Below are 21,964 nucleotides of genomic sequence, written 5' to 3'. Positions count from 1 at the left end.
GACAGTCCCGGCCATGAGCCTGGACCCGGTGCTGACCAACCCGGAGCACTACACCGTCGTCTTCGAGAACCGCCGGGTCCGTGTCCTGGAGTACACCGATCGACCCGGCGAACGGACGACGCCCCACGAGCACCCCGACAGCGTGATGCACACCCTGAGCGCGTTCACCCGCCGGTTGCACGTCGGCGCCGCCCACCGGGACGTCGAGCTGCCGGCGGGCGCGACCGGCTGGCTCCCCGCCCAGGAGCACTGGGGCGAGAACATCGGCGAGACCCCCACGCACGTGCTGTTCGTCGAGCTCAAGGAGGTCGTGGCGGACGAGCTGGAAGAGGTGTACCTGGGCCCCGAATGATCGGCCAGGATGGCTCCTTGACCTCACCTGGAGCGTTTCCCCGCGCTATCGGCCGGCCGGCGACCGGCGCGCTCCTCGCCGAGGGATACACCGACCTCACCCAGCTCGACGGCCTGGCGGAAGCCGACCTCCTGACGATCCACGGGGTCGGGCCGAAGGCCGTCTCGGTCCTCCGCGCCGCCCTCGCGGAGCGGGGCCTGTCCCTGCGCTAGCTCGACCGCAAAGATCCCTTTGCAAAGCTTTCTTGCGGTCTACGGTCGTCGGCATGGCCGACATCCCGCCCGGCAGAGCCATCGACGTCCACGACACCCGCGCCCTCCGCGCGCTGGCGCACCCCTGCGCATGAGCCTGCTCGCGGCGCTGCGCAGTGACGGACCGTCCACCGCGAGCCGGCTGGCCGACCGGCTCGGCGAGAGCAGTGGGGCGACGAGCTACCACCTGCGCCAGCTGGCCGGGTTCGGTTTCGTCGAGGAGATGCCGGACGAGGGCAACGCCCGCGAGCGGTGGTGGCGCGCCCTGCACCGGAGCACCCGGTGGAACACCGAGGACTTCCTCGACCAGCCCGACGGCCGGGAGATCGTCGACGAGCTCACCGACCGCCTCGTCGCGCACCAGCGCCGGATGCTCGCCGCCTTCGCCGCGGAGCGGAGACGTGCGACGACGACTGGCACGCCGCCTCCTCGCTCAACGACTGGGCGCTGCGCCTGTCCCCCACCCGCGCCCGGCAGCTCGTCGACGAGCTCAACGGCGTCCTCCAGCGCTGGCGCGACGAGGAGGAGGAACCCGACGAGCCCCTGGTGCACGTACTGCTGGACCTCTTCCCGCTGCGGAACTACCCGCTGTGAACGCCGTCCTGACGCCCGACCAGGCACGCCGGCGGTTCGTCGGGCTCACCGCGCTGCGCTGGCTGCCCGTCGGCGTCGCCGTCCCGGTCTCGGTCCTGCTGGCGACGGCGCGCGGCCTCTCACCGGCCGACATCGGGGTGGTCGTGGCCCTCTACGGAGCCGTCACCCTGCTGCTGGAGCTGCCCACCGGCGGGCTGGCCGACGCCATCGGGCACCGCCCGGTGCTGGCCCTCTCCGGCCTGTTCACCACCGCCGGGCTGCTGACCATGGCCGTCGCCGACTCCATGCTCGTGTTCGCCGTCGCCTGGGCGCTCAAGGGGTCGCCCGGGCACTGGATTCGGGACCGCTGGAGGCCTGGTACGTCGACACCGTGCACCGGACGGACCCGGGTGCGGACATCACCACCGGGCTGTCCCGCGCGGCGGCGGCCGACGCGGCCGGGCTCACCCTCGGCGCGGTCCTCGGTGGCGCCCTCCCGCTCCTGACCGGTCGCGACGGCGCGGCGGCGCTGGCACTGCCACTGCTGCTCGCCGCTGGATTCGCGGTGGTCCACGTGGCGGCCGTGCTGCTGCTCGTCGTCCCGGTCGCGGCGGCCCGGGCGTCCGGCCGCACCGCGCTGCGCTCCGGTGTGCGCGACGTCCCCGTGGTGGTCTCGGCGACCGTCCGGCTGGTGCTGCACGACCGGCTGCTCCGGCTCCTGCTGGCCATCTCCTTCCTCGTCGGGGTCGTGCTCACGTCGCTGGAGCTGCTCGGGCCGCTGCACTTCGCCGACCTGGCCGGCTCCCCGGAGGTCGGGTCCGCGGTGTTCGGCGTCGTCACGGCGGTCTCGTTCGCCGCCGCGGCGGTGGGCTCGCTGCTCGCCCCGGCCGCCGGGCGCGCCGCCGGCGGTTCGGTGGTGCTGGTCAGCGCCGTCACCTCGGTGCTCGCCGCCGGCGCGATCGCGGCGTTCGCCGTGGCACCCGGCGTCGTCCTCGCCGCCGTCGCCTACTCGACGTTCTACCTGCTCAACTCGGCGGCCTGGCCGCTGCGCAAGCGGCTCATGCACGACCGGACGACGTCGTCGCAGCGCTCGACGACCGTCTCGGCGTCCTCGCTCGCCCTCATGCTGGGCGGGATCCTCGGCAACCTGCTCCTCCCCGGCTGGCCGACTCCGCCGGGCTGCCCGCCGGCCTGCTGGCCGGTGCCGCGGGGATGCTGCTCCTGGCCGTGGTGTCCCTGGGGCTGCGCGCCCGCGCGGGGATCGACGAGCCGGCGCCGGCCGTCGCGCGCTGACGACCGGTTGGTCGCGATCCGGTCGGGTAGCGGCAGCCCATGCCCGATTCCTCACCCGGCCGCCTGGACGGCCTCACGGTCGCCGTCACCGGCGCCTCCGGCAACGTCGGCACCGCCCTGCTCCGCCGACTCACCGCGCCGGGCTCCGGCGTCGCCGAGGTGCGCGGCCTGGCCCGCCGGCAGCCACCCGACGTCGCGCCGTACTCCGGGGTCCGGTTCCACCTGGCCGATCTCGGGGAGACGGCGAGCGAGGAGGCGCTGACCGACGTCCTCGACGGCGTCGACGCGGTCGTCCACCTGGCGTGGGCGCTGCAGCCGGGCCGGCGCCCCGACGACCTCCGGCGGGTGAACGTCGAAGGGACCCTGCGGGTCGCGCGGGCGGCCGCGGCAGCCGGCGTCGGGCAGTTGGTGCACATGTCGTCGATCGGTGCCTATGCGGCCGGCGCCGTCGGCCAGCGGGTGACCGAGGACTGGCCGACGACCGGCATCCCCAGCGCCCAGTACAGCCGGGACAAGTCCGAGGCCGAGCGCCTGATCCGCCAGGTGGCAGCCCGGCACCCCGATCTCACGCTGACCGTGGTGCGGCCGACGCTGGTGCTGCAGCCCGAGGCCAGCAGCGAGATCGGCCGCTACTTCCTCGGGCCGCTGGTGTTCGGCGCCGCACGGCTGCTGCCGGGGGCCATCGCCCGGCGACTCCCCTCCCGCTGCCGGCCGTCGCGGTGTCCTTCGTCCACGCCGACGACGTCGCGGACGCCCTGGTGCGCATGCTCGACCGGCGTGCCGAGGGCCCGTTCAACATCGCCGCGGAGCCGGTGCTCGACGCGAGCGCCATCGCGCGTGCCCTGGGCACGGTCCGGATCCCCGTGCCGGCGGCCGGTGTCCGCGCCGCGCTGCACGCCGCGTTCGCCGCGCACCTGGTCCCGACCGAGCCCGGGTGGCTGGACATCGGGACGGGCGTGCCGGCCCTGGACACCTCCCGTGCCCGGCGGCTGCTGGACTGGACGCCGTCGCACCGCAGCGACGAGGTGCTGGCCCAGTTCGTGGCCGCGCTCGGCCGAGGCGACGGTGCACCCGGCCCGCTGCTCTCCCCGTCGGGCGGCCGCTCGCTGGACCCGGGCGGGGATCCGGCGAACTCTCCGGGCCCGCGCACCGACTAGGTCAGTTGCGGCTGGTCCAGGCGCCGACGTCGCGGCCGGTGGCGGCGAACACGTCGGCCGCGCGCTCCGGGCGCAGCGCGACGAACAGGCCCTCGGCCTCGGCGAGCGTGGTGGCGGGGTCCTCCTCGGCGACCAGCCGGGCGGTCGCCGTGGTGCGGCGCCCGTCGATGGTCCCCATCTCGGCGGTGGCCAGCAGCGGGACGCCGAGCTGCACCGGCCGCCGGTAGGTGACCGTCAGCGTCGCGGTGAGCCCGCCGCGGACGGCCGCGCGCACGGCGCGGGCCAGCACGTGGTCGAGCAGTGTCGCGGCGATCCCGCCGTGCACCAGCCCGGGCGGTCCCTCGTGCGGCTTGCCGAGGGTCACTCGGCCCGTCGCCCGGCCGTCCGGCGTGCTCGAACCTTCCATCGGGTGCGCGACCGGGTTGCCCGGCCCGTAGACCGGGCTGTACCAGCGCTCGCCGGTCTCGGGGTCGTCGACTTCGGCGATGTCGTGCAGCCCGCGCGTGTCCGCCCGCAGACGCGCGGCCAGCGACCGGGCGACTCCGGTGGCCGCGGCGAGCTCGTCCAGGGAGACCTCGGTACGGACGGCGGAGTCGACGAGATCCCGCAGCGCGGCGCCCAGCTCGCCGACCGCCGCGCGGCGGATCTCCCGACTCACCGAGCCATCCCGGCCTCGCGCAGCAGGCCGCTGCCGATGATCACCCGCTGCACCTCGCTGGTGCCCTCGTAGAGCCGGAACAGCCGGGCGTCGCGGTAGAAGCGCTCGACCGGCGTCGTCCGCAGGTACCCCATGCCACCGTGCACCTGGACCGCGGCGTCGGTGGCCCGGCCGACCATCTCGGTGCAGAACAGCTTGGCCGACGAGGGGCCGATCGACATGTCCTCGCCGCTGTCGTAGCGCTCGGCCACCTCGCGCACCAGGCTGCGGCCGGCCAGCAGCTCGGCGTGCATGTCGGCGATCAGCCCCTGGACCAGCTGGAAGCGGCCGATGGGGGCTCCCCTGCTGGGCGGTGGCCGCGTAGGCGACCGACTCGTCGAGCACCCGCTGGGCCATGCCGACGCAGAGGGCGGCGATGTGCAGGCGACCGCGGGAGAGCACGGTGAGCGCCTTCGAGTAGCCGCGGCCCTCCTCACCGATGAGCGCGGCGGCGGGCACCCGGACGTCGTCGAAGAACACCTCCGCGGTCCAGGCGCCCGACTGGCCCATCTTCTTGTCCTTGGGCCCGACGCTCACGCCGGGCGTCGTGGTCTCGACGACGAAGCTGGAGATCCCGCGACCGCCACGCTCGTCGGGGTTGCTGCGGGCGAAGACGACGAAGAGGTCGGCGATCGGCGCGTTGGTGATGTAGCGCTTGCTGCCGTTGAGGACCCACTGGTCGCCGTCGCGGCGGGCCGTCGTCCGCAGCCCGGCCGGGTCGGAGCCGGCCTCCGCCTCGGTGAGCGCGAAGGACCCGACGAGTTCGCCGGCAGCCAGCCGCGGCAGGTACGTCGCCTTCTGCTCGTCGGTGCCGAACTTGGCGATGACCTGGCCGGCGATGCCGTTGTTGGTGCCGAACAGCGAGCGGAACGCCGGAGTGGTGTAGCCGAACTCGAAGGCGAGCTGGACGTCCTCGGTCATGGTGACCCCGAGCCCGCCGTGCTCCTCCGGGAGCGCGTAGCCGAACAGGCCCATCTCGGCGGCCCGGGCCCGGAGGTCGTCCGGGATGCGGTCCTCGTCCTCGATCTGCTCCTCGCGGGGCACGACGGACTCGCGGACCAACTGGCGCACGGCGTCCCGGATCTGGCGGAAGTCTTCAGCGTCCACGCGGCCATCGTGACGCCCCTGCGGTCGGGATCGACGACCGGGGTCCGCGCGGGGCGCCGTCGCGCAATCTGAACTTCATGCAATCACATGGTCGCTCTCCGTTGCTAAATCCCGAGGAGGCGACCTAGGCTCGGAAATGGCCACCGACGCCCGGGTGGCCGCTGCGTCCCAGTCGTCGGAGGCATGGTGCCCCTGCTCAACGCCACGCTCGTCCCGGGGCCGGACCAGGTCGTCGTCCGCTTCACCGGCGACGCCGACCTGTCCACCGCACCGTTCGTCGCCGACGTGCTCTCCCAGGCCGGCGGGGTGGGCACGCGCCAGGTCGTGGTGGATCTGGGCAGCGCGCGCTTCTGGGACTGCTCCGGTCTGCACGCGATCGCCGGGTTCACGAAGGAGCTGACGATGGCCGACCGGGCCTGCCGCGTCGTGGGGCCCAGCCGCACACCCGCCGGCTGATCGGCATGGCGAACCTGGCCGGTGACCTGCAGCTCGACGGGGTCGCGGCGGCACCGGCCCGGCGAGCCGCCCAGGTCGTGAGCACGCCGGGACCGGCGGATGCGCCGCTGGCCGGCGGCCTGGTGGCCGCCGGCCGTTGACGGTCAGGCCAGGGCGTCCAGCCGGGTCACGTCCTCGCCGGACAGGGTCAGCCGCGCGGCGCCCAGGTTCTCGGTGAGGTGGTCCACCGACTTGGTGCCCGGGATCGGCAGCACGACCGGCGACTTCTGCAGCAGCCACGCCAGCGCCACCTGCGACGGGGTCGCGTCCAGCTCACGGGCGATCTCGGCGACCGGGCTGTCGGGCGCCGCGAGGTCACCCGTGGCGATCGGGAACCACGGGATGAACGCGATGCCCTCGGCGGTCGCGTAGTCGAGCACGTCCTGGCTCTGCCGGTTGGTCAGGTTGTACAGGTTCTGCACGCTGACCACGTCGACGATCTCGCGGGCGGCCTTCAGCTCCTCGACCGACACCTCGGAGACGCCGATGTGGCGCACCTTGCCCTGGTCCTGCAGCTCCTTGAACGCACCGAGCTGGTCTGCCAGCGCCACCTGCGGATCGATGCGGTGCAGCTGGATGAGGTCGATGCGGTCGACCTTGAGGTTCCGCAGGGAGAGCTCGACCTGCTGCGTCAGGTACTCGGGGCGGCCGCACACCGGCCACACACCCGGGCCGGTACGGGTCAGCCCCGCCTTGGTGGCGATCACCAGACCCTCGGGGTAGGGGAACGCCGCCTCGGCGATGATCTGCTCGCTGACCTGCGGACCGTAGGAGTCGGCCGTGTCGATGAAGTCGACGCCCTGCTCGATGGCCGCCCGCACGACGGCGAGGGCGCCCGGGCGGTCCTCCGGCTCGCCCCAGACACCGGGCCCGGTGATCTGCATGGCGCCATACCCGAGGCGGTGGACGGGCAGGTCCCCGCCGATGCTGAACGTGTCACTGATCTGTGCGGTGGTCATGCTGCTGGCCAGCACGCCACGGCGCGCGGGTGTTCCCGTCGCCGGTGTTCGATGGCCGCATGGGAGAGATCATCGGCGGGCGGGTGGGGCAGCTGGTCGTGCTGCGGCACGGGCAGACCGAGTGGAGCCGGGACGGGAAGCACACCGGGATCACCGATCTGCCACTCCTGCCCGAGGGCGAGCACCAGGCACAGGGAGCGCGCCGGGGCCTCGCCGGGCGCAGGTTCACCGAGGTCCGGGTGAGCCCCCGGCAGCGCGCGCGACGGACCGCCGAGCTGGCCGGCCTGCGGGAGACGGCGATCGACGAGGACCTGGTCGAGGTGGACTACGGCGGCTACGAGGGGCGGACGACCGCGGAGATCAGTGACGAGCTGGGCCGGGAGTGGTCGGTCTGGCGGGACGGCACCGTGCCCGGGGAGACCCCGGGGAGACGCTGGCCGCGGTCGGCGAACGGGTGGACCGGGTGCTCGACCGCGTCCGCCCGCGACTGCGCGACGGCGACGTCGCGCTCGTCGCCCACGGCCACGTGCTGCGGATCCTCACCGCGCGGTGGCTCGGCCTGGCCCCCGAGGCCGGCGCCCTGTTCGCGCTCCCCGCGGGGAGCTACGGCGTCCTCGGCCACGAGCACCGCCGGCCGGTGCTCACCGCCTGGGCGCTCCACTGACCGGGACCACCGGCTGCCATCGACCCTCGGGCTCCTCGACCGGCGGGTCGGGCCGCACCGGTCGGCCGAACAACCAGCCCTGACCCATGTCCGCCCCCAGGGCGGTCACCTCCTCGGCCAGCCGCTCGGTCTCGATCCCCTCGGCCACCACCACGGCGCCCAGCTGGTGAGCCAGCTCCGTGACCGCCTTCAGGACCGTGCGGGCCCCGTCGTCGGGCAGCTCCTGCACCAGCCGCTTGTCGAGCTTCACCACGTCGGGCCGGACGGCGGCCAGCAGCGACAGGCTCGACCACCCGGCGCCGACGTCGTCCATCGCGACCCGCCAGCCCAGCGACCGGTAGTGGTCGAGGATCGAGACGAGATGGCCCCGGTCGGCGATCGCGTGGGACTCCACGACCTCGAAGACCAGCTGCCCGGGTGCGATGCCGACCTCGTGGGCGACGCGTTCGGTGCTGGCCAGGCAGACCTGCGGCCGGTAGATGGAGGTCGGGTTGAAGTTGACGAACAGTCCGTCGTCCCCGAGCCAGGGCACCGTGCCGGCGATCGCCGACTCCCGGCCGATCCGGTCCAGCCGGTGCAGCCACCCGGCCTGCTCGGCGACGAAGAAGAGGTCCCCGCCGCCGACTTCGCGGCCGTCGACGACGCCACGCAGCAGCGCCTCGTGGGCGACGACGGAGCGGTCGGCCAGGGAGACGATCGGTTGGTAGACCGACCAGAACTCCGCCTCCGCGAGCACCCCGACCTCGACGGTCACGCCCCGGCGGGCCAGCTCTACGGCCAGGGTCGGCGCGGTCAGCAGCCGGGCGGTGAGCGCCGCCCCGTCGGGCGGGGGTCGGTGACCATCCGGACGGCCTCGGTCTCGGCGGCGGTGAGCTCTCGGGCGAGGCGCTGGAACAGGACGTCCAGACGCCGCCCTCCGCGGTCGTCGATGATGTCGACGAGCTGCGGGGACGAGTGGACGGTCAGTCCCATCGACTTCGCCAGGCGCGAGACGGTCGGCAGGACATGGCCGATGGAGGTCGCCAGCAGGGCGCGGGTCGCCGACCCGGGCACCGCCCAGTTCTGGCGGCACCCGCAGACGCCGCCGCAGATGGTTCCCACGCCCGCAGGATGACTCACGCCACGGCACCGACCGGGCAGGCGCGCGGCGCGCCCGCCCGCCCTCGTCCCGGTGTTTGCCAGGCAGCTGACAGCGAAGTTCTGGAACGTTGCCAGCTTTATTGTCTAAGGTCAGCCGCATGACCGCCCCTGCCTCAGTCGACGTCGTCCGTCCGAGCCGGGGTGGTCGTCCCCGCGACCCCAGCCGGGACGGCGTCATCCGCGCGGCGATCCTGCGGCTGCTGGCCGAGGTGGGCTACGGGTCGCTCACCATGGACGCCGTCGCGTCGGAGGCCGGCGTCGGCAAGGCGACCATCTACCGCCGCTGGCGGACCAAGCAGGACCTCGTGGTCGACACGATCTCCGACCTGAACCGCGCCGAGGCCACGCGGATCGACACCGGCTCCCTCGAGGGCGACCTGCGCGCCATGATGCGCTCGCTGGTCTCCGTGATCACCGGCCCGGCCGGCGCGGCCACGCTGTCGCTGCTGTCGACGGTGCCGCACCAGCCGGCGCTCGCCGCCGCCTTCCACGATGGCCCGCTCGCCGTGTGGCGCCAGGCGTTCCAGGAGCTGTGGGCGCGGGCGGAAGAGCGCGGCGAGGTCCCGCCGGGGGTCGGCACCTCGGTGATCGCGGAGGTGCCGAGCGCGGTCCTCGTGCAGCGCTGGCTGCTCACCGGCCGCGCGGTGGACGAGGCCTTCGCCGACGAGGTGCTCGAGACCGTCGTCCTGCCCCTGATTCGCAGCGCCACCGCCGCCTGATCGCCGGCGGCTACCAGCCGAGGGTCCCCGGCTCGCCCTTGAACGGCCCGACGACCTCGTCGGTGATCCAGCCGCCGTAGAAGCCTCCGGCCTGAGCGCGCACCTGCTCGCCGTCGACGGTCACCCGGTCCACCCGGCCGGGATAGAAGGCCACCGCTCCCCGGAGGTGCGCGAAGCCGGGGTCGGGTCCTCGTAGGACCAGCCGACCGCCGCGGCACGGCGACCGTCGACGACGGCGTCCCAGTAGGTCGCCGCACCCTTCCACTCGCACCACGAACTACCCGACGCCCGCTCGAGCACTCCGTCGACGACGTCGTCGCGCGGGACGTAGTGGACCGGCGGGTGGCTGGTCTCGCAGACCCGGATCGAGCGTGTGGTGTCGGCGACCACGCGGCCGCCGAGCTCGATGACCACCCGCTTCGGGCTCACGTCGGCCGACGGCGGGCGGGGTAGTCCCACACCGACTCCTGGCCCGGACCGACCGGGTCGGGACGCGGGTGCACCGGATCAGTCGTTGCGGTGACGGATCTTCTGGACGACCACGACGGCGACCAGGAGCCCGACGGCAGCGGCCGTGGCCTGCCCCGCCGGGGTCTGCAGGAAGTGCTGGACGGCGTGCTTGCCCTTGGCCTTGAGGCGCGTCGGGCTGGTCCGGTACGTCAGCTGGTCCAGGGTGGCAGCCAGCGACTCGCGGGCGGCGTCGATCTCCAGCTGGATCTGTCGTGGGTCGCGAGGCACCTCGACAGCCTGCCAGACGCCGCCCGGCCCAGCTCGCCCGGGAACGGCGGCGACACCCGCGGGGGCTACTCCTAGACTCCGGGGGCCGAGCGGGAGTGGTGTAACGGCAGCCACGCCAGACTTAGGATCTGGTGCCTTCGGGCGTGGGGGTTCGACTCCCCTCCCGCACCGTGGTCAGCGCGCTCGACCGTCGTCCGGCGCCGAGGAACTGCACGTCCTGCGCCGGCACGCGATGGAGCTCGACCCGCACCGTGGCGGCGAGATCCTGACCGCGATGACCTCCGACGACCTGGATTCGGTGTCCGCGTTCACCGGGGCGACCCGACGGTCTCCGTCGTCCCACCCTCGGCCCGCTCGCTCCTGTCGCGGTTCGACGAGCATTCGATGCACGACACGTCGGTGGTTCGCTTCGGGCGCTGACGGCGCCGCTCAGATCTCGACGCGCAGGTCGATGGTGGACGACGGCGCCGAGGGGTCGTCGTCGTCGACGACGGCCAGCAGGCGGACACCGCTGTCGTCCACCCGACGCAGCGCCAGTCCCTCCACCTTGTGCACGTGGCCGTCCACCTCGGGGAGCGGCGCCACGTCCACCACGCGCTCCCCGTCGACCAGCGCGAGCGCGGTCGCGACCACGGGTCCGTCGTCGACGGCGTTGGGGCTGTCCTCCGCCGCGGCGCTCAGCAGCACCCGGCCGTCGGGCAGGGCGATGGCGTCGGTGACGGCGAGCCCGACACCGTCCACCTCGCCCAGCTCGTAGACGTGCGACCGGCCGATCGGGACCGAGTGCGCGTCGGACCGCCCGAGGACGGCGGAGACGAGCTCCTGCAGCGGCACGTCCACGCTGCTGGAGGACACCCCGCGGCGAGGTTGCCCCGGTTGAACCAGCGCACCGTGTCGCCGTGCCGGCTCGCCCCTCGAGGTTCACGGAGTCCATCGGCAGGCCGAGCCGGTCGGCGACGCGCCGATACAGCGGGCCCAGCTCGGCCGCCGTGACCTGCGGACGACCGTCGACGAGCCGCACCAGGACGCCGCGCATCCGCCGGTCCGTGGACCCGGACCCGAGCAGGAGGACGGCGGGCTCCCCGTCGACCTCGGCCGGGCAGGCCACCTCGAGGTCCGGCTTGAGCCGCTTGGTCCCCGCCGCCTCGCTGAACCTGTCGAGCCCCTCCACGGCCGGCAGCACCCGCACCCGGGTGACCGAGCTCCCATGGAGCCAGGCGGCGAGGGTGGAGTCGTCCTGCGCCACGAGCCACCCCTCCCCCAGTGGCGCGACCCCGAGGCGGCGGTCACCGGCATCCCGTCGTCGAAGCGCAGCTGCCTGACCCCGTCCACGTAGACCCGCACCGGCCCTGAGTGCCCTCGACGGGCTCCTCCTACGCAGCGGCCGGCCTCCTGCGGTGCGGCTCGGCGGCCGCCTCCTCGCCCGACGCTCGGCCCCGATGATCACCGACGTCCTGGTGGACCACTCGGCGCTCGTCCCGGTGGTCCTCGGGATCGTCGCGCTCACGTGTGCCGGCGCCGGCTACGCCGCGGTGCGGGGACCGCGGCATCGCGCGAGCGCCGGTTCCGTGCCCGCGCGCCGGGGGCATCCTCGACCGATGGGTTTCTACGGCCGCCACCTCCGGCCCCGGCTGCACACCTGGGCGTTGAACGACCGGATCACCGGTGAGGTCCGGGAGCGGGTGTGCAGCGGGCTGGCCGGTGACGTCCTGGAGATCGGCTACGGGTCCGGCCTGAACCAGCCCCACCTCCCGCCCGCCGTCACGGGTGTGTGGGCGGTCGAGCCGTCGGCCACGGCGCTGGCCCTGTCGCAGGACCGGCGGGACGCGTCGCCCGTCCCTGTCGTGGTCGCCGGGGGCGACGCGCAGTCGCTCGACCTGCCCGACGACCGGTTCGACGCGGCGTTGTGCACCTGGGTGCTCTGCGGCATCCCCGACGCCCGCGCGGCGCTCGAAGAGGTGGCACGCGTGCTCAAGCCCGGGGCGAGCCTGCACTTCGTCGAGCACGGGCTGGCTCCGGACCCGGACGTCGTCCGCTGGCAGCGGCGCGGCAACCCGCTCAACAAGGTGGTGTCCCGATGCCTGCTGGACAACGACGTCGACGCGCTGCTCGCCGCCTCGCCGCTCACGGTCACCGCGCGCTCCGCCTCGTACGAGAAGGCGGCGCCGAAGGTGGCCGGCTACATGTACGAGGGGCGCGCGACGGCCTGAACCCCTCCCCGGAAGGGGTGGGTGGGTGAGGTCGCCCCTCCGGATCGGCGGCGACCGGTCCGACGTCTCGGGTATGACCCCCAGCGCTTCCGCACAGGACGTGTCCCGCACCGGCCGCCACAGCGCACCCGAGGTGCCCGGCGCCCTGCGCATCGCGACCCCGGCCGACGTCGTCCGCCGCGGCCGGCACGCCGAGCCCGAGTGGGACGGCCGCCTGCCCATCCACGACGCCCTCCGCGACGAGCTCGCCGCGGTGGACTGGTTCAGCCTCGGCACCGGCCAGGCCTGATCTCCCCAGGACTCAGCGGGGGCCGAGGACCTCGGCCAGCACGGGCACCAGCGCCGCGAACGCCTGCCCGCGGTGGCTGCGCGCGTCCTTGTCGGCCGGGCTCAGCTCCGCCGAGGTGACCTCGAGCCCCTCCGGGACGAAGACCGGGTCGTAGCCGAAGCCGTTGGTGCCGCGCTTCTCGCGGATCAGCCGCCCGCGCCAGCGCCGCTCGATGACCCGCTCGTCGCCGACGGGCGTGACCAGCGCGGCGGCGCACACGAACGCGGCGCCCCGCCGCTCGTCCGGGACGTCGGCGACCTGCCCCAGCAGCAGCGCGGTGTTCGCGTCGTCGTCGCCGTGCCGGCCGGACCAGCGCGCGGACAGCACCCCCGGCATCCCGTTGAGGGCGTCCACGGTGAGCCCCGAGTCGTCGGCCACCGCGGGCAGCCCGGTGTACCGGACCGCCTCGCGCGCCTTGAGCAGCGCGTTGTCCTCGAAGGTCGCGCCGGTCTCGGGCGCCTCCGGGTACTGGGGCACGTCGCGCAGCCCGACGACCTCGACGCCGGGGACGGCGGCCTCCAGCAGCCGCTGCAGCTCGGCGAGCTTGCCCGCGTTGCGGGTGGCCAGCAGCAGGCGCGTCATCGATGCGCCGCAGGCCGGGACAAGGCGTCGGCCTGCAACCGGGTCAGCTCCCGCACCCGGCGACGGCGAGGTCCAGCAGCGCGTCGAGGGTCCTCCGGTCGAACACCGCTCCTCGGCGGTGCCCTGGACCTCCACGAAGTTGCCGTCACCGGTGCAGACGACGTTCATGTCGGTGCCGGCGGTGACGTCCTCCTCGTAGGCGAGGTCCAGGCGCGGCTCGCCGTCGATGACCCCGACGCTGACCGCTGCCACCGACTGCACGATCGCCGTCGGGCGCGCCAGCTTCTTGCGCTCCCCAGCCACGAGACGGCGTCGGCGAGGGCCACGTAGGCGCCGGTGATCGCCGCGGTGCGCGTGCCGCCGTCGGCCTGCAGGACGTCGCAGTCGATGGCCACGCTGTTCTCGCCCAGCGCCCCGAGGTCGATCGACGCGCGCAGGGAGCGGCCGATGAGCCGGCTGATCTCGTGAGTGCGGCCGCCGATGCGCCCCTTGACCGACTCGCGGTCGCTGCGGGTGTGGGTGGCGCGCGGCAGCATCGAGTACTCGGCCGTCACCCAGCCCAGGCCCGAGCCCTTGCGCCAGCGCGGCACGCCCTCGGTGACGCTGGCCGCGCACAGCACCCGGGTGCGGCCGAACTCGACGAGCACCGATCCCTCCGCGTGGTCGAGCCAGTTGCGGGTGATGGTCACCGGGCGGAGCTGGTCGGCGCTGCGGCCGTCGGGGCGGGTCACGGATCCCGAGGGTAGTTGGCACGGTCGAGCGCCTCGCCAGCGTGCGTCCCCCGGCGCCGACCGCGAGGATCGACCGCATGCGATCGGAGCTGCGTGCGGTCCGGACCGGCGGCGTCCCCGTCGTGGTGGACCTGACCGAGGAGTGCGCCGACTACGTCAAGGAGGAGGCCGACGGGCTGCTGCAGGTCTTCGTCCCGCACGCCACCGCCGGCATCGCGATCCTCGAGACCGGTTCGGGCAGCGACGACGACCTGCTGGCCCAGCTGGACGAGCTCCTCCCGCGGGACGATCGATGGCGCCACCGGCACGGCAGCGCCGGCCACGGCCGCGACCACGTCCTCCCGGCGTTCGTTCCGCCGCACGCCACCGTGCCGGTGCTCGAGGGCTTGATGCAGCTGGGCACCTGGCAGCGGATCTGCCTGGTCGACACGAACGTGGACAACCACACCCGCCACGTCCGCTTCTCGTTCCTGGCCGGCTGACCGGTTGCACCGCCCCGTGTGCCCACCCCAGGGCGGGACACGGCAGGATGCCTGGCATGAGCCAGACCGACAGCGGGACGGACACGGCACCCGTCCGCCTCTCCCCGGCGACCCGGCACCGGACTTCACCCTCCCGGACGCCGACGGCACGCCGGTGTCCCTCGCCGACCACCGCGGCCGCCGCGTGATCGTCTACTGCTACCCGGCGGCGCTGACCCCCGGCTGCACCACGCAGGCCGTCGACTTCACCGCATCGGCGGGCGACCTGGCCGAGGCCGGCCTGGACATCATCGGGATCTCCCCGACGAGCCGGAGAAGCTGCTGCGGTTCAAGGAGAAGGAGGAGCTCGGCATCACGCTGGTCTCCGACCCCGACAAGACGGTGCTGAAGGCGTACGGCGCGTACGGGCCGAAGAAGCTCTACGGCAAGGAGGTCGTCGGGGTGATCCGGTCGACGTTCATCGTCGACGCCGAGGGCCGGATCGAGCGTGCCTCGTACAACGTCAAGGCGACCGGCCACGTCGCCAAGCTGATGCGCGACCTGGGCATCGACTGATCTTCACGCCCGCCACGTCCCCGGTCGTGGCTGGCACTGCGGGCCGCACAGGTAGGCCTCGTCCCACGGGAACGTGCCGTCGGCGTGGTCCCAGGTGAGCTGGTAGGCGGGCACCGAGTACTCGACCGGGCGCTCGTAGAAGCGGTTCGCGGCCAGCACCACCTCGCCCGGGTTGGGCACGGCCTCGACGACGACCCGACCGCCCCAGTCGGACCAGGTGAGCAGCTCGCCCGCCACCAGGTCCCGGCCGTCGGCCACCATGCCGGCAACCCGGCCGAGGATGCCGTGCGTGTTGTCGTGGCCCAGCCCGACGATGACGAGCTCCGGATGCCCGAGACCGTAGAGGCCGATCGTGTAGCCGAATGCCGGCTCACCCGCCCCGTCGCCGGGGCCGACGTACTGCACCGCCCAGCGGTGGGCGCGGATGGTCTGCGCGAGGTGGGCGTCCTCCTGGTCCAGCCAGGCCATGGTCTGCGGGTCGCTCGTCATGCGGGACAGCGTCCGCTCCGGGACCGACAGAACGGCCGGTCGTCCACGGACCTGTGGATCGGCCTCAGACCTGGGGACGACGATCAGCCGCCCTCGCTGTCCCGCTTCGCCCTCGCCCGGCGCTTGCCCTCGTGCATGGCCTGCACCCGCGCGATCGGGATGGTGTGCCCCTCCGCGACCAGGTCGGCCGGCAGCCGCTGTGGCGCCGGCAGCGACTGCGCCCACGGATCGCCGGCGCCGAGCAGCGCGGGCGCCGTCGTGACGGTGAAGTCCACCGGGCGCACGTCGTCGAGGTCGTCCCACCCGACCGGGAACGACACCGGCAGACCCGGGCGGATCCGCGGGCTGTACGCGGCGACGATCGTGCCCTGCCCGGAGCGCGTGGAGTCGACGAAGACCCGGCCGCCCCGGTCCTCCCTGATGTACGCCGTGGTGGCGAGGTCGGGGTCCAGCGCGGCGGTGCGGGCGGCGAGGGCACGGGTGGCGGCGGCGACGTCCTCGAACGGCGAACCGCTCACCGGGACGACGACGTGCAGGCCCTTGGAGCCACTGGTCTTGACCGCGCCGGCGAGGCCGCAGTCGTCGAGGGCCCGCCTGACCAGTCGGGCGGCGGCCACGACGACCGGGAAGTCCGCACCCTCGGGCGGGTCGAGGTCGAGGACGAGACCGGTCGGGCCGGCGTCGCCCACCCGAAAGAACGGCACGTGGAGTTCGACGGCCCGTTGGTTCGCCAGCCACAGCAAGGTCCGCCGGTCGTCGCAGAGCACCTGGTGGATCTCCCGGTGGGAGCCCTCCGACCACATCGGCGCGGTCCGCACCCAGTCAGGTGCCCCTTGCTCACGTTGCGCTGCATGAAGGGCGCCTGGCCCGGCCGGACGCGCTTCACCGAGAGCGGTCGCCCGGCCACCAGTGGCACGAGCCGGTCGGCCACGAAGTCGGCGTAGTCGACCAGCGCCCGCTTGGTCACCTCGAGCCCGTCACCCAGCGGTGCGTCCAGGCTGGTCAGCCGGACGCCGTCGCGCTCCTCGTCCACCACGCGGCCACGGTGCCCGGCACCGCCGCGCGAGGCAAGCGCAGATCACCGCCGCGCGGCGCGGCCCTTCTCTCCGGGCGGGGCACGACGTGCGGCTAGATCTCGTAGGTGGCGCCCGAGCGCACCAGTTCGGTCTCGGAGAACACCGCGCTGGCGGCGAAGAGCTGCCCGATCTCGTCCACCCAGGCGGGGATGTGGGTGAGCAGCAGCCGGCCGACGCCGGCGGCGGCGGCGTGCTCGCCGGCCTCCCGACCGGTGAGGTGCAGCCCTGTCGGCAGGTCGCCGCCCGGCGGATGAGCCGCCTCGGCCAGCAGCACGTCGGCCCCGCGCGCGAGCTCGACGACCTGCTCGCTCGGGCCCGTGTCACCGGTGTAGACCAGTGACCGCCCCCGGCAGTGAGCCGGATCGCGTAGCACTCGATCGGGTGCGCGGTCCGCGCCAGCGTCACGTCGAACGGGCCGAGGACGAACGAGCCCGGGCCGACGGGCACGAAGTCGAAGACGTCGGTGATGCCATCGCCGTCGGAGTCGTAGGCGAGCGCGAGCCGTCGCTCGGCGGCGACCGGTGCGTACAGCGGCACCTGCTCCTTCGTCGCCCGGCCGGAGTACCGGTGCCAGACGACGAAGGGCGCGACGTCGAGGCAGTGGTCGGCGTGCAGGTGGGACAGGAACACCGCGTCGACCGAGGCGGGATCGGCCACTGCCTGCAGGGCGCCGAAAGCCCCGTTGCCGAGGTCCAGGACCAGCCGGAACCCGTCGTGCTCGACCAGGTAGCAGGAGGCGGCGGACTTCGGCCCCGGCGCGCTGCCCGAACAGCCGACGACGGTCAGCTTCACGCGGCGGCCTCCGGGCGACCGACACCGCTCCGCGGCCCGTCGCCCACCTGCACCATCTCCATCGCGGGTCAGGCTAGCGGCCGGCACCGACGCTTCGCCGCCCGCGTAGGGAGCGCTGCGACCCAGGGGCGACCGGCCGACCGCGCGCTAGGCCCAGAGCTGGCCCTCGAGCGAGGAGGTGGCCTCCTCGAGGGAGCCCGCGTAGGCGCCGGTGGAGAGGTACTTCCAGCCGCCGTCGCACACGATGAAGACGATGTCGGCGTGCCGGCCGGCCGCCACCTCCTTGTCGGCGACCCCGAGCGCGGCGTGCAGGATCGCGCCGGTCGAGATCCCGGCGAAGATGCCCTCCCGCTCCACCAGCTGGCGGGTGCGGTGGATGGCGTCCTCCGGCCCCACGGAAAAGCGGGAGTCCAGCAGCGAGGCGTCGTAGAGCTCGGGGATGAACCCTCGTCGATGTTGCGCAGGCCGTAGACCAGCTCGCCGTAGCGCGGCTCGGCGGCGATCACCTGCACCTCGGGCTTGTGCTCCTGCAGGAACCGGGAGACGCCCATGAGCGTGCCCGTCGTCCCGAGGCCGGCGACGAAGTGCGTGATCGACGGCAGGTCGGCGAGGATCTCGGGACCGGTGCCGTCGTAGTGCGCCTGGGCGTTGGCCGGGTTGCCGTACTGGTACAGCATCACCCAGTCCTCGTGCTCGGCTGCGAGCCCCTTCGCCACGGCGACGGCCTGGTTGGAGCCCCCGCCGCCGGGGAGAAGATGATCCGCGCGCCGAACATCTCCAGCAGCTGGCGCCGCTCCACCGAGGTGTTCTCCGGCATGACGCAGACCAGCTTGTAGCCGCGCTGCTTGGCGACCATGGCCAGCGAGATCCCGGTGTTGCCGCTGGTCGGCTCCAGGATCGTCGCCCCGGGCTGCAGCGACCCGTCCTTCTCCGCCGCCTCGATCATGGCGATGGCGGCGCGGTCCTTGATCGAACCCGTCGGGTTGTGGTCCTCCAGCTTGGCCCACAGCCGGACGTCAGAGGTCGGCGACAGGTTCGGCAGCCCGACCAGCGGGGTGCCGCCGAGGGAGTCGACGAGGGAGGCGAAGCGGGCCATCAGAACTCTTCCGTGACGGGGAGCGGGTGTCGGGCGGGCTCAGCCGCCGGCGACGGCGGGGAGGATGGTCACCGAGTCGCCGTCCTTGACCTGGGTGTCCAGGGCGCCGGTGAAGCGGACGTCCTCGTCGTTGACGTAGACGTTCACGAAGCGGTGCAGCTTGCCCTCCTCGGTGACGAGGCGGTTCTTCAGGCCCGGGTGCTGGGTGTCCAGGTCGTCGACGAGCGCGCCGAGCGTGGTCCCGCTGCCCTCGACGGTCTTGTTGCCGCCGGTGTGGGTGCGCAGGATGGTGGGGATCCGGACCTCGATGGCCATGGCGTGCGGTTCTCCTTGCGAGCTGGGTTGTCGGGGACGCCGCTCGATGGCGGCGTTCGTGCGTCTGGACGGGCCAACGCCCGTCCGCCGCCGGGGATTCCGGCGGCCCTGTCCAGGGGCCCGCCCCGAGCGTGCGAGGGCTGGGTGGGGACGGGGTCCTCGTTCAGTCGTAGACGACGGTCGTCGGGGTGTGCCCGAACAGGTAGGACTCGACGACCTCGACGTCCTCCTCGCGCACCTCGCCCTCGACGATGCGGAAGCTGCGGAACTCGACCTCGTCGTCGACCAGGCCGGTCTGCTTCTCGTGGTGCCGCGTCGAGACCAGCACGTAGTGCGTCGCCGGGTCCGTCATGGGGCCCGAGGCGTAGCTGATGTCGGTGCGCGACGGATAGGCCTCGGTGGCCGTGTGCGAGTGGTAGATGACGACCGGCACCTCGTCGCGGTCGTCCATGTCGCGGTAGAGCTTCAGCAGGTCGCCGGAGTCGAACTCGTAGAACGTGGGTGACCGTGCGGCGTTGAGCATCGGGATGAAGCGCTCGGGGCGGTCGCTGCCCTCAGGACCCGCGACGACGCCACAGGCCTCGTCCGGGTGGTCCTCCCGGGCGTGGGCCACGATGGCGTCGTAGGTCGCGCGGTCGATGCGCAGCACAGGGTCAGTCTATGCAGCCGGGTGCGGCGCCCTCGGTCGTGGGCCCGACGGTGCACGGGCGAGCGACCGGGCGATGGATGCACGCGATACGTTGCGGTACGTGCTGGTGAAGCTTCTGGTGGCCCTCGGGGTGCTCCTCCTCCCCGTGCCCGCCCTGGTCCTGGGCGTGCGGGGGCTGAAGGGGCGTCCCGGCTACAGCGTGGACGAACCGGCCGACCGGGTGTCCTACGCGCTTCTCGTGGCCCTGCGGTCGCTGGTGCTGCTCGTGGTCCTCGCCCTGTCGGCGGTGGTCCTGGTATCCACGATCGGCGCGGCCGTCGTCGACGTCCAGCTGCACGGGATGGTCTACGTGCTCTTCGGCCTCGACGTGCTGCTGGCGCTGCTGATCGTGCTCAGCTTCGGCCGGCGCGTCCGGCGACCAGTGCGTCGACGAGTGAGCCCTGCAGCGCCGTGAGCCAGTAGTAGACGGCGAGCTGCTGGTCCGCCTCGTCGGCGATCTCCTCCGGGGTTCGGTGTCGTCGCTGATCTCCAGGCGGGTGCCCAGCGCCAGCCGCAGGTCGTTGGTGCTGCGCAGCCACGCCGCGCCCTGGTCGGCGTCCAGCCGCACCTCGCCGCCCTCGGCCGGGATCGTCGCCCGCATCAGCGCGAGGTCGTCGGCCTTGTCGCTGCGCAGGGAGGCCTCGGTCAGCTCCCGGTAGTCCGCGGCGACCTCCGGGTCGCCGCGGTGCCCGTCGGGCAGGAGCCGGGTCATCACCGGATCGCCACGGACGTCGTCGGCGTCGGCCTCGAGCAACTGCTCCAGCTGGTCCAGCAGCAGGCCCATGATGCCGGCCTCGGCCGGCTCCAGGCGCGCCACGACGAGTCCCCCGCGGGCGGGACGGAAGGGCTTCATGAGTCCCGCTGGAAGCTGGCCCAGAGCCCGTAGGCGTGCAGCCGGTTCGTGTCGTGCTCCATCCGCTCGCGCGGGCCGGAGCTGACGATCGCCCTGCCCTCGTGGTGCACCTGCAGCATCAGCGTCGTCGCCGTCGGCTCGTCGTAGCCGAACAGCTCCTGCAGCACGAAGGTCACGTAGGTCATGAGGTTGACCGGGTCGTTCCACACGATCGTCACCCACGGGCGGTCGAGCTCACCGCGTTCCTCGTCCGTGGTCTCCGGCGTCCACGAGGGAGCGAGAGGTCCGGCCACCCGTCCACCTTAGGACGCCGAACTGCCCCGGTCCGCGCCCCCGCCTACGCTTCGGCGATCATGACTGTGGCTACCCGGACGGACACCGGGCTCACTCCCCACCGGCACCCGCGCTCTTCACCGACCGCTACGAGCTGACGATGGTGGCGGCGGCGCTCGCCGACGGCACCGCCGACCGGCAGTGCGTGTTCGAGGTGTTCGCCCGGCGCCTCCCGCACGGACGCCGTTACGGCGTGCTCGCCGGCACCGGCCGGCTGCTGGAGGCGCTTCCCCACTTCCGGTTCGGCGACCACGAGCTCGCCGCCCTCCGCGCGCAGGGGCTGACCGACGAGCGGCTGCTCGACTGGCTGGCCGGCTTCCGCTTCTCCGGTGACATCGAGGGCTACGCGGAGGGCGAGCTGTACTTCCCGGGCTCACCGGTGCTCACCGTCCGGGCGCCGTTCGCCGAGGGGTGCTGCTGGAGACCCTCGCCCTGTCGGTGCTCAACCACGACAGCGCCATCGCCTCGGCCGCGGCCCGCATGATCGCAGCGGCCTGCGAGCGGCCCTGCATCGAGATGGGGTCCCGGCGCACGCACGAGGAGGCTGCCGTCGCCGCGGCCCGCGCAGCCCACCTGGTCGGCTTCGCGTCCACGTCCAACCTCGAGGCGGGACGACGCTACGGCGTCCCGACGTCGGGCACCAGCGCGCACGCCTTCACGCTGCTGCACGACGACGAGCGGTCGGCGTTCCAGGCGCAGGTGGACACGCTCGGGCCCGGCACGACGCTGCTCGTGGACACCTACGACGTCGACCAGGGCATCCGGACGGCGGTCGAGGTCGCCGGGACGGAGCTGGGCGGCATCCGGCTGGACTCCGGCGACCTGCCCACGCTGGCCGCCCACGCCCGGGAGCTGCTCGACTCCCTGGGCGCGACCTCCACGCGGATCGTCGTCACCAGCGACCTCGACGAGTACGCCATCTCCGGGCTCATGGCCGCGCCGGTGGACCGCTACGGGGTCGGCACCTCGCTCGTGACCGGCTCGGGGGCGCCCACGGTCGGCATGGTCTACAAGCTGGTCGAGCGCGACGGCGTGCCGGTGGCGAAGAAGTCCGAGGGCAAGCGGTCGGTGGGTGGGCGCAAGCACGCCATCCGGCGACACGACGCAGACGGCATCGCGACCGGCGAGGTGGTCAGCAGCGCACCGGTGGCCCCACTGGCCGGCGACCGGGACCTCGTCGTCCCGCTGGTGCGGGGTGGCGAGCTCTGCGCGGACCTGAGCCCCGCGGACGCCCTGGCCCGGGCCCGTGCGCACCACGAGAAGGTCCGCCAGGCACTCCCGCAGGAGGG

The 21,964-nt window shown here is 73.5% G+C and carries 30 protein-coding genes, 1 tRNA gene and 8 pseudogenes; 19 read left to right on the top strand and 20 right to left on the bottom strand.

Going from position 1 to position 21,964, the window contains the following annotated elements; translation table 11 throughout:
• The first annotated feature begins 13 nt into the window (after positions 1–13).
• The 7 genes and pseudogenes from U6N30_RS05965 to U6N30_RS05940 all read left to right on the top strand — a co-directional run bounded on the left by U6N30_RS05965 (position 14) and on the right by U6N30_RS05940 (position 3,626).
• Positions 14–352, top strand: coding sequence for a cytoplasmic protein (locus U6N30_RS05965; RefSeq protein ID WP_324276535.1), 339 nt, complete (start codon positions 14–16; stop codon positions 350–352).
• 17 nt (positions 353–369) lie between these two features.
• Positions 370–564, top strand: coding sequence for a helix-hairpin-helix domain-containing protein (locus tag U6N30_RS05960; protein WP_324276534.1), 195 nt, complete (start codon positions 370–372; stop codon positions 562–564).
• 130 nt (positions 565–694) lie between these two features.
• Positions 695–811: pseudogene (locus tag U6N30_RS33450) on the top strand (helix-turn-helix domain-containing protein); the annotation flags it as partial.
• Positions 812–885: 74 nt separating this feature from the next.
• Positions 886–1,197, top strand: a complete 312-nt coding sequence (locus U6N30_RS05955) for a hypothetical protein (RefSeq protein WP_324276533.1) — start codon at positions 886–888, stop codon at positions 1,195–1,197.
• Positions 1,194–1,682 (top strand): MFS transporter, encoded by a 489-nt coding sequence (locus U6N30_RS05950; protein WP_324276532.1) that lies wholly within the window; start codon positions 1,194–1,196, stop codon positions 1,680–1,682. Before U6N30_RS05955 ends, U6N30_RS05950 begins: the two co-directional genes overlap by 4 nt.
• Before the next feature lie 826 nt (positions 1,683–2,508).
• Positions 2,509–3,027, top strand: a pseudogene (locus tag U6N30_RS05945) (NAD-dependent epimerase/dehydratase family protein); the annotation flags it as partial.
• A 161-nt stretch (positions 3,028–3,188) separates the two neighbouring features.
• A complete protein-coding gene (locus tag U6N30_RS05940) occupies positions 3,189–3,626 on the top strand; it encodes a Rossmann-fold NAD(P)-binding domain-containing protein (protein ID WP_324276531.1) in 438 nt (145 codons plus the stop codon).
• Position 3,627: 1 nt separating this feature from the next.
• Here the strand turns inward: U6N30_RS05940 and U6N30_RS05935 are convergent.
• Both U6N30_RS05935 and U6N30_RS05930 read right to left on the bottom strand, forming a co-directional pair.
• A pseudogene (locus U6N30_RS05935) lies at positions 3,628–3,945 on the bottom strand (PaaI family thioesterase); the annotation flags it as partial.
• Between the two features lie 335 nt (positions 3,946–4,280).
• A pseudogene (locus U6N30_RS05930) lies at positions 4,281–5,367 on the bottom strand (acyl-CoA dehydrogenase family protein).
• 246 nt (positions 5,368–5,613) lie between these two features.
• Between U6N30_RS05930 and U6N30_RS05925 the strand changes: the two are divergent.
• Entirely contained in the window at positions 5,614–5,886 is a 273-nt protein-coding gene (locus tag U6N30_RS05925; protein ID WP_324276530.1) for an STAS domain-containing protein, read from the top strand.
• Positions 5,887–5,891: 5 nt separating this feature from the next.
• Complete coding sequence (locus U6N30_RS05920; protein WP_324276529.1) at positions 5,892–6,026, top strand: hypothetical protein; 135 nt, start codon at positions 5,892–5,894, stop codon at positions 6,024–6,026.
• Positions 6,027–6,029: 3 nt separating this feature from the next.
• On the opposite strand, the gene U6N30_RS05915 is transcribed toward U6N30_RS05920, so the two are convergent.
• Positions 6,030–6,884, bottom strand: a complete 855-nt coding sequence (locus U6N30_RS05915) for an aldo/keto reductase (RefSeq protein ID WP_324276528.1) — start codon at positions 6,882–6,884, stop codon at positions 6,030–6,032.
• Between the two features lie 59 nt (positions 6,885–6,943).
• Here U6N30_RS05915 and U6N30_RS05910 point away from each other — a divergent pair.
• Both U6N30_RS05910 and U6N30_RS05905 read left to right on the top strand, forming a co-directional pair.
• Positions 6,944–7,249 (top strand): annotated as a pseudogene (locus U6N30_RS05910) (histidine phosphatase family protein); the annotation flags it as partial.
• Between the two features lie 17 nt (positions 7,250–7,266).
• On the top strand, positions 7,267–7,548 hold the full coding sequence (locus U6N30_RS05905) for a histidine phosphatase family protein (RefSeq protein WP_324276527.1): 282 nt from the start codon (positions 7,267–7,269) through the stop codon (positions 7,546–7,548).
• Here U6N30_RS05905 and U6N30_RS05900 read toward each other — a convergent pair.
• Complete coding sequence (locus U6N30_RS05900; RefSeq protein WP_324276526.1) at positions 7,526–8,302, bottom strand: EAL domain-containing protein; 777 nt, start codon at positions 8,300–8,302, stop codon at positions 7,526–7,528. The genes U6N30_RS05905 and U6N30_RS05900 overlap by 23 nt on opposite strands.
• A gap of 38 nt (positions 8,303–8,340) precedes the next feature.
• Positions 8,341–8,649, bottom strand: coding sequence for a hypothetical protein (locus U6N30_RS05895; RefSeq protein WP_324276525.1), 309 nt, complete (start codon positions 8,647–8,649; stop codon positions 8,341–8,343).
• A gap of 137 nt (positions 8,650–8,786) precedes the next feature.
• On the opposite strand from U6N30_RS05895, the gene U6N30_RS05890 reads away from it, so the two are divergent.
• Positions 8,787–9,407 carry a TetR/AcrR family transcriptional regulator gene (locus U6N30_RS05890; protein ID WP_324276524.1) on the top strand — a complete coding sequence of 207 codons (621 nt, stop codon included), beginning with the start codon at positions 8,787–8,789 and terminating at the stop codon, positions 9,405–9,407.
• A gap of 120 nt (positions 9,408–9,527) precedes the next feature.
• Here U6N30_RS05890 and U6N30_RS05885 read toward each other — a convergent pair whose 3' ends face one another.
• Positions 9,528–9,866, bottom strand: coding sequence for a DUF427 domain-containing protein (locus tag U6N30_RS05885; protein WP_324276523.1), 339 nt, complete (start codon positions 9,864–9,866; stop codon positions 9,528–9,530).
• Positions 9,867–9,914: 48 nt separating this feature from the next.
• Positions 9,915–10,145, bottom strand: a complete 231-nt coding sequence (locus U6N30_RS05880; protein ID WP_324276522.1) for a DUF3618 domain-containing protein — start codon at positions 10,143–10,145, stop codon at positions 9,915–9,917.
• Positions 10,146–10,234: 89 nt separating this feature from the next.
• On the opposite strand from U6N30_RS05880, the gene U6N30_RS05875 reads away from it, so the two are divergent.
• A tRNA-Leu gene (locus U6N30_RS05875) sits at positions 10,235–10,313 on the top strand.
• A 261-nt stretch (positions 10,314–10,574) separates the two neighbouring features.
• Here the strand turns inward: U6N30_RS05875 and U6N30_RS05870 are convergent.
• Positions 10,575–11,030 (bottom strand): DUF6910 family protein, encoded by a 456-nt coding sequence (locus tag U6N30_RS05870; protein WP_422678093.1) that lies wholly within the window; start codon positions 11,028–11,030, stop codon positions 10,575–10,577.
• Positions 11,031–11,094: 64 nt separating this feature from the next.
• Positions 11,095–11,391 (bottom strand): annotated as a pseudogene (locus U6N30_RS33445) (DUF6910 family protein); the annotation flags it as partial.
• A 193-nt stretch (positions 11,392–11,584) separates the two neighbouring features.
• Between U6N30_RS33445 and U6N30_RS05865 the strand changes: the two are divergent.
• Positions 11,585–12,355 (top strand): class I SAM-dependent methyltransferase, encoded by a 771-nt coding sequence (locus tag U6N30_RS05865; protein ID WP_324276520.1) that lies wholly within the window; start codon positions 11,585–11,587, stop codon positions 12,353–12,355.
• Positions 12,356–12,380: 25 nt separating this feature from the next.
• Positions 12,381–12,644, top strand: a complete 264-nt coding sequence (locus U6N30_RS05860; RefSeq protein ID WP_324276519.1) for a hypothetical protein — start codon at positions 12,381–12,383, stop codon at positions 12,642–12,644.
• Between the two features lie 12 nt (positions 12,645–12,656).
• Here U6N30_RS05860 and rdgB read toward each other — a convergent pair whose 3' ends face one another.
• Together rdgB and rph are read right to left on the bottom strand one after the other, a co-directional pair.
• Complete coding sequence (gene rdgB / locus U6N30_RS05855; RefSeq protein ID WP_324276518.1) at positions 12,657–13,517, bottom strand: RdgB/HAM1 family non-canonical purine NTP pyrophosphatase; 861 nt, start codon at positions 13,515–13,517, stop codon at positions 12,657–12,659.
• Positions 13,430–13,996, bottom strand: a complete 567-nt coding sequence (rph, locus tag U6N30_RS05850; protein WP_324276517.1) for a ribonuclease PH — start codon at positions 13,994–13,996, stop codon at positions 13,430–13,432. The genes rdgB and rph overlap by 88 nt, the downstream gene beginning before the upstream one ends.
• 77 nt (positions 13,997–14,073) lie before the next feature.
• On the opposite strand from rph, the gene U6N30_RS05845 reads away from it, so the two are divergent.
• On the top strand, positions 14,074–14,478 hold the full coding sequence (locus U6N30_RS05845) for a YjbQ family protein (RefSeq protein WP_324276516.1): 405 nt from the start codon (positions 14,074–14,076) through the stop codon (positions 14,476–14,478).
• A 16-nt stretch (positions 14,479–14,494) separates the two neighbouring features.
• Positions 14,495–15,033, top strand: a pseudogene (locus tag U6N30_RS33440) (peroxiredoxin).
• A gap of 3 nt (positions 15,034–15,036) precedes the next feature.
• On the opposite strand, the gene U6N30_RS05830 reads toward U6N30_RS33440, so the two are convergent.
• The 9 genes from U6N30_RS05830 to clpS all read right to left on the bottom strand — a co-directional run bounded on the left by U6N30_RS05830 (position 15,037) and on the right by clpS (position 20,635).
• A complete protein-coding gene (locus U6N30_RS05830; RefSeq protein WP_324276514.1) occupies positions 15,037–15,522 on the bottom strand; it encodes a DUF4262 domain-containing protein in 486 nt (161 codons plus the stop codon).
• Between the two features lie 83 nt (positions 15,523–15,605).
• On the bottom strand, positions 15,606–16,340 hold the full coding sequence (gene ligD / locus U6N30_RS05825; protein ID WP_324276513.1) for a non-homologous end-joining DNA ligase LigD: 735 nt from the start codon (positions 16,338–16,340) through the stop codon (positions 15,606–15,608).
• Positions 16,341–16,499: 159 nt separating this feature from the next.
• Positions 16,500–17,390 carry an MBL fold metallo-hydrolase gene (locus U6N30_RS05820; protein ID WP_324276512.1) on the bottom strand — a complete coding sequence of 297 codons (891 nt, stop codon included), beginning with the start codon at positions 17,388–17,390 and terminating at the stop codon, positions 16,500–16,502.
• A 68-nt stretch (positions 17,391–17,458) separates the two neighbouring features.
• Positions 17,459–18,106, bottom strand: coding sequence for a pyridoxal-phosphate dependent enzyme (locus tag U6N30_RS35295; protein ID WP_479690577.1), 648 nt, complete (start codon positions 18,104–18,106; stop codon positions 17,459–17,461).
• On the bottom strand, positions 18,067–18,486 hold the full coding sequence (locus tag U6N30_RS35290) for a pyridoxal-phosphate dependent enzyme (RefSeq protein WP_479690576.1): 420 nt from the start codon (positions 18,484–18,486) through the stop codon (positions 18,067–18,069). The genes U6N30_RS35295 and U6N30_RS35290 overlap by 40 nt, the downstream gene beginning before the upstream one ends.
• A 39-nt stretch (positions 18,487–18,525) precedes the next feature.
• Positions 18,526–18,801, bottom strand: a complete 276-nt coding sequence (locus tag U6N30_RS05810) for a ubiquitin-like small modifier protein 1 (RefSeq protein ID WP_324276511.1) — start codon at positions 18,799–18,801, stop codon at positions 18,526–18,528.
• A gap of 163 nt (positions 18,802–18,964) precedes the next feature.
• On the bottom strand, positions 18,965–19,450 hold the full coding sequence (locus U6N30_RS05805) for a M67 family metallopeptidase (RefSeq protein WP_324276510.1): 486 nt from the start codon (positions 19,448–19,450) through the stop codon (positions 18,965–18,967).
• A gap of 4 nt (positions 19,451–19,454) precedes the next feature.
• Positions 19,455–20,306, bottom strand: coding sequence for a DUF2017 family protein (locus U6N30_RS05800; protein WP_324276509.1), 852 nt, complete (start codon positions 20,304–20,306; stop codon positions 19,455–19,457).
• 32 nt (positions 20,307–20,338) lie between these two features.
• Positions 20,339–20,635, bottom strand: a complete 297-nt coding sequence (gene clpS / locus U6N30_RS05795) for an ATP-dependent Clp protease adapter ClpS (RefSeq protein WP_324276508.1) — start codon at positions 20,633–20,635, stop codon at positions 20,339–20,341.
• A gap of 140 nt (positions 20,636–20,775) precedes the next feature.
• On the opposite strand from clpS, the gene U6N30_RS05790 reads away from it, so the two are divergent.
• Together U6N30_RS05790 and U6N30_RS05785 are read left to right on the top strand one after the other, a co-directional pair.
• On the top strand, positions 20,776–21,159 hold the full coding sequence (locus tag U6N30_RS05790; RefSeq protein WP_324276507.1) for a beta/alpha barrel domain-containing protein: 384 nt from the start codon (positions 20,776–20,778) through the stop codon (positions 21,157–21,159).
• Positions 21,156–21,668: pseudogene (locus tag U6N30_RS05785) on the top strand (beta/alpha barrel domain-containing protein); the annotation flags it as partial. The gene U6N30_RS05790 and the pseudogene U6N30_RS05785, both read left to right, overlap by 4 nt.
• Positions 21,669–21,964 lie beyond the last annotated feature (296 nt).

The organism is Blastococcus brunescens (assembly GCF_035320885.1).
GTDB lineage: Bacteria > Actinomycetota > Actinomycetes > Mycobacteriales > Geodermatophilaceae > Blastococcus_B > Blastococcus_B brunescens.
This window is presented reverse-complemented; position numbering and strand designations above follow the sequence as displayed.

What these genes read in the sequence shown, in the direction of transcription:
- U6N30_RS05965 (WP_324276535.1), top strand. Translation starts at nt 14, where the DNA reads ATGAGCCTGGACCCGGTGCTGACCAACCCGGAGCACTACACCGTCGTC.
- U6N30_RS05925 (WP_324276530.1), top strand. Translation starts at nt 5,614, where the DNA reads ATGGTGCCCCTGCTCAACGCCACGCTCGTCCCGGGGCCGGACCAGGTC.
- U6N30_RS05920 (WP_324276529.1), top strand. Translation starts at nt 5,892, where the DNA reads ATGGCGAACCTGGCCGGTGACCTGCAGCTCGACGGGGTCGCGGCGGCA.
- U6N30_RS05915 (WP_324276528.1), bottom strand. Translation starts at nt 6,884, where the DNA reads ATGACCACCGCACAGATCAGTGACACGTTCAGCATCGGCGGGGACCTG.
- U6N30_RS05890 (WP_324276524.1), top strand. Translation starts at nt 8,787, where the DNA reads ATGACCGCCCCTGCCTCAGTCGACGTCGTCCGTCCGAGCCGGGGTGGT.
- U6N30_RS05865 (WP_324276520.1), top strand. Translation starts at nt 11,585, where the DNA reads ATGATCACCGACGTCCTGGTGGACCACTCGGCGCTCGTCCCGGTGGTC.
- U6N30_RS05845 (WP_324276516.1), top strand. Translation starts at nt 14,074, where the DNA reads ATGCGATCGGAGCTGCGTGCGGTCCGGACCGGCGGCGTCCCCGTCGTG.
- U6N30_RS05830 (WP_324276514.1), bottom strand. Translation starts at nt 15,522, where the DNA reads ATGACGAGCGACCCGCAGACCATGGCCTGGCTGGACCAGGAGGACGCC.
- U6N30_RS35290 (WP_479690576.1), bottom strand. Translation starts at nt 18,486, where the DNA reads ATGGCCCGCTTCGCCTCCCTCGTCGACTCCCTCGGCGGCACCCCGCTG.
- U6N30_RS05810 (WP_324276511.1), bottom strand. Translation starts at nt 18,801, where the DNA reads ATGGCCATCGAGGTCCGGATCCCCACCATCCTGCGCACCCACACCGGC.
- U6N30_RS05790 (WP_324276507.1), top strand. Translation starts at nt 20,776, where the DNA reads ATGGTGGCGGCGGCGCTCGCCGACGGCACCGCCGACCGGCAGTGCGTG.